Genomic DNA, 4,735 nt, shown 5'->3' on the forward strand with positions numbered 1-4,735 from the left:
CCCGCGGCGTGCACTGCGCCGGCTGCTCCGTGCGGTCCGCGGCGGCGACGAGTTCTCCGACGACGTGGACGACGACCTGGGGCACCTGGTCACGGCCTGGCGCGCGGCCACGAGCGGACTGCGACTGCTGCTCGTCATCGACGACGCCCGCAGCGCCGACCAGGTGCGCCCCCTGCTGCCGGCCGGGCCGGGAAGCCGGGTCATGGTCACGGGTCGGCAGCGCCTGGCCGGTCTCGACGCCGATCTGCGGCTGACCGTGGAGCCCCTGGACACGGCCGAGGCGGTCGGCCTGCTGCGCGAGCTTCTCGGGGAATCCCGCACGGACCGCGAGCCCGAGGCGGCTCTTGAGCTCGCCCGGCGGTGCGGCGGTCTGCCGCTGGCGCTGCGCATCGCGAGCGCCCGGCTCCAGAACCGCCCGTCCTGGACCCTGAGCCATTTGGCCGGCCGGATGTCGGACGACACGCGCAGCCTCGGCGAGCTACGGGCCGGCGACCGCAGTGTGGAAGCCGCGTTCCGGATGTCGTACGACCAGCTGACACCTGAACTGCGGCGTGTCTTCCGTGCGTTGGGCCTGGTTCCGACCGCCGTCTTCGACGGCCCCGTCCTCGCCTCGATGCTGAGCGGCTCCCGTGAGAACGCCGAAGGTCTTCTCGAGGACCTGGTCGACGCGAGCCTGCTGCAGCAGCCGCATCCCGGCCGCTACCGGCTGCACGATCTCGTACGCGCGCATGCGCGGCGCATCGCGGCCGAGGCGCCGGAGCAGGCCGCAGCGGACCGCGCCGCCGTGCTGCGCCTCTACACGGCCGCGGGCCGCACGGCCGGTGACTGGGGCCCCGTGGCCTTCCCCACCGGTCCAGACATCGCCGATGCCCCCTTCCGCAGTCGGCGGGAAGCCTCGGCATGGCTCAACGCGGCGGGCGGAGAACTGGTCGACGTCGTGGCCTACGCCGCCGCCGCGGACCGGTTCGACGAGGCCTGCTGGGTCGCCGAAGCCCTGGTCGACCATCTTGTGTGCCAGGGCCGGTACCACGAGTGCCGCACCGCGCTGGACCTTGCGCTTGCGTGTGCCGACCGGGCCACCGACCGGCGGATGTCCGCCTCGCTGCGCAACTGCCTGGGAATGATCGACGTCTACCAGGGGCGGCTGCGGGGGGCGCACACGTGGTTCACCGAAGCACTCCTCCACAGTGGCGGCGAGGACGATCTGCGGGAAAGGGCTCGTTCCGCCGTCGGCCTGGGGGTGGCCGAGTGGATGCTGGGCCGCATCGACGAAGCAGTGGCCCACCTGGACGAGGCGGTGGAGCTCGCGGCCGGGTTCGACGACGCCTGGTTGACCACGATGGCGATCTCCAGTCTCGGCGCGATCCGCTCCCAGCAGGGGCGGCACGAGCAGGCATTCGAGCTCAGTGCGACCGCCCTCGCTGTCGCCGAGAAGAGCGGCCGACCCAGAACGCTCAGCAACGCCCTGTGCTTCTTCGCCGACACCCTCCTGGCCATCGGCCGGTATGCGGAGGCCAGGGACGTGCTGCTGCAGGCCGCCGAACTCGCCCGCGAGGACGGGGACCTGCCGCTGCGCGCGGCGAGCCTGTCGCGGCTGGCGACGGTGGAGCACGCCCAGGGCAGCGTGAAATCCGCGGTCGACACCCACCATCAGGCCCTGGCCACGCTCACCGAGCACACGAGCACGGGGCTGGAAATGGACGTCCGCATCCGCCTCGGCAGCACCTACGCGGCAGCGGGCCGCCGCGCCGAGGCACGAAAGGAGTTCCGCACTGCCCTCTCCCTGCCCGGAGCAGGTGACTACCCACGGCAGTACGGCCTGGCACGGGACGGACTCAACCGCGTCAGTCACCCGGCCGACGAGAGCACCTGAGGCAGCGACCGGTGCCGATTCACGCTGCCGTGTCCCGGGCACGGCACCGCACCACGCGGCCCGGGCACCCTGGAGCGGCATCACCGTTCCACGGGCCTCGCCTGTTCCCCGACGTCGCGGTGCCGGGGGATCCCGCGGAGCCGGCAGAGCGACTGCCAACGTCGTTCCGCGGCTGGACGAGCACCACGGTGGCCACCTCGCCGCCCTGGCCGCTCGCCTCGCCGCCCCGGGCGACGATGACGCGCCCATGACGCGGGCATCCGTCCGCGCGGGCGTACGTGGGCCGGGGGTGAGGCACTGCTTCCGCACGCCCGGCCGGCGCCCGGGCTCCCGGCGTGCCCACCGGGGGTGGGCGGGGGCACCCTGGAGACATGGCCCGAGCCAACGATCAGGTCGAGGCGCTGCTCCAGGAGTACGCCGACCTCATCGCCATCCGCGGCGGGGAGGCCTTCAAGGCGCGCGCCTACGAGAAGGCCGCCCGCGCCGTCGGGGGTCACCCGGAGGACGTCTCGAAGCTCGACGCCGAGGGGCTGCGCGAGATCCCGAACGTCGGCAGGTCCGTCGCCGACAAGATCCTGGAGTACCTGCGGACCGGCCGTATGTCCGTCGTCGAGGAGGCCCGGTCGTCCGTGCCGGCCGGGGTGCGGGAGCTGATCACGATTCCGGGGCTCGGGCCCCGCAAGGCCCTGGTCCTGTACGAGGAGCTCGAGGTCGCCTCCGTCGACCAGCTGCTCGACGCCATTCACCAGGAACGGCTGCGCGATCTGAAGGGCTTCGGAGAGCGGACGGAGGGCAACCTCCTGCACGGGATCTCGGTGCTCCAGAGGGCCGGTGAGGGCCGGATGCTCGTCAACGCCGCCATGGACGTCGCCGAACAGCTCGTCGCCGAGCTGTCGGACGTCCGCGGCTGTGTCCGGTGCGCGTACGCGGGGTCCCTGCGCCGTATGAAGGAGACAATCGGGGACGTCGACATCCTCGTGGCGGCGCACCGGTCGGCCCCGTTCATGGACGCCCTCACGGCCCTGCCCCACACGGCCGAGGTCATCGCACACGGGCAGAAGAAGACGTCGGTGCGCACCACCACCGGACTTCAGGTGGATCTACGGGTCCTCCCTCCGGCCTCGTGGGGCGCGGGGCTGCAGTACTTCACCGGCTCCAAGGCCCACAACATCCGCACGCGCGAGATCGCGGTGCGTCGAGGGCTCAAGCTGTCCGAGTACGGGCTCTTCGACGCCGAGAGCGGGGAGAGCATCACCTCCGAGACGGAGGAGGAGATCTACGCCAGGCTGGGTCTGCCCTGGATCCCGCCGACGCTGCGCGAGGACCGCGGTGAGATCGCGGCCGGACTGAACGGCGAGCTGCCGGACCTCCTGTCGGAGAAGGACATCCGCGGCGATCTGCACACGCACACCGACTTCACCGACGGTCTGGCCCCGCTGGAAGACATGGTCGCCGCCGCTGCCGCCCGCGGTTACGCGTACTACGCCGTCACCGACCACGCCCCCAACCTGTACATGCAGCGCATGACCAAGGAGAAGATCCTGGCCCAGCGCGAGCGGGTCCGCGCGCTCGACGGCACGCACCACAAGATGCGGCTGCTGCACGGCACCGAACTCAACATCGGTCCGGACGGCACCCTGGACTGGCCCGACGAGTTCCTCGCGGATTTCGACATCTGTGTGGCCTCGGTCCACTCGCACTTCAACCAGAGCAGGCGGGAACTCACCCGCCGTCTCGTCCGCGCCTGCGAGAACCCGCACGTCGCCGTCATCGGACATCCCACGACCCGCCGGATCGGCAAGCGCCCGGGCATCGACGCCGACTTCGACGCCGTCTTCGCCGCCTGCGCGCGGACGGACACCGCTCTGGAGATCAACGCGCATCCCGAGCGCCTCGACCTGTGCGACGAGGACATCCTGCGCGCGAAGCGGTACGGCGTGAAGTTCGCCGTGGACTCCGACGCGCACGCGATCACGCATCTGCCGTACATGCGCTACGGGGTGGCGACGGCGCAGCGTGGCTGGCTGACGAAGGAGGACGTCATCAACACGTGGCCGCTGACCAAGCTGCGCCGGTTCCTGGGCAAGAAGGGCGCCTGACGAACCGCGGACGCCGCACTGTGGCGCGGACACCGGTCCGCCCGGCCCCGTCACATCCGACGGCCGGCCGCGGTCATTTCGAGGGTCCTTCGTCGCCGGGGTGCAGAAGGCAGGAGGCAACGACCACCAAGGGCCATACGGACTGCATGCACGTCACCAGGCGTTCGGCGACGCCTGCGACACCGTGGCGGTTCGTCTCGATCAGGAACCAGACCGCACCCACGCCCATCAGAACGGTCACCACGAGCGAGGGCAGGGGCCGTAGTCCCCATGGCGCGGCTCCGCCGCGATCGGCGGCCAGCACCGGCCACACCGCGAGGAGTGCGAAGCCCACCGCGGCGACCGACCCGTGCCGCAGGGATCCGCCGCTGCTCGGCGCGGGGATCAGAACCACCGCGAACGCCGCCACTCCCCCTCCGGCCAGCGCCACACGTCCGGCGAGCGCGGCCGGGCGCAGCCCCCAGGCGGTGAACAGATGGCAGACGCCCAGGGCGAGGAGCGCTCCGGTCATCACCCCGAATCCCTCGGCCCCGTAGGCCGCCAGAACGCTGATCGTCTGAGTGGCGGGGTCGTAGGCAGGGCCTTGCAGCAGTGCGGCGACCGTCCAGCCTCCGACCAGGACGACAGGGGCACACCCCGACGAGATCAGGGTCCACCTGGGAACAGATCGCATCAGCCCACCGTAAAGCGCACGATCTTCCGTCCGCCGCGAACACGCAGGTGGTGCAGTCCGATCGGGTCCGGGCCGGCCGCGACTCCGCGC

Annotated in this window: 3 protein-coding genes; 2 read left to right on the top strand and 1 reads right to left on the bottom strand. The window is 71.7% G+C overall.

The annotated features are described in order from the left end of the window. Positions 1-1,873, top strand: a 1,873-nt coding sequence (locus tag ACWGH4_RS31435) for a tetratricopeptide repeat protein (protein WP_453466874.1), incomplete at its 5' end; no start/stop codon positions are given. A gap of 371 nt (positions 1,874-2,244) precedes the next feature. Then, a complete protein-coding gene (gene polX, locus ACWGH4_RS31440) occupies positions 2,245-3,972 on the top strand; it encodes a DNA polymerase/3'-5' exonuclease PolX (RefSeq protein WP_453466876.1) in 1,728 nt (575 codons plus the stop codon). Between the two features lie 73 nt (positions 3,973-4,045). Here polX and ACWGH4_RS31445 read toward each other — a convergent pair whose 3' ends face one another. Next, complete coding sequence (locus tag ACWGH4_RS31445) at positions 4,046-4,645, bottom strand: DUF998 domain-containing protein (RefSeq protein WP_453466878.1); 600 nt, start codon at positions 4,643-4,645, stop codon at positions 4,046-4,048. Positions 4,646-4,735: the final 90 nt, after the last annotated feature.

The organism is Streptomyces sp. NPDC054847 (assembly GCF_053610925.1).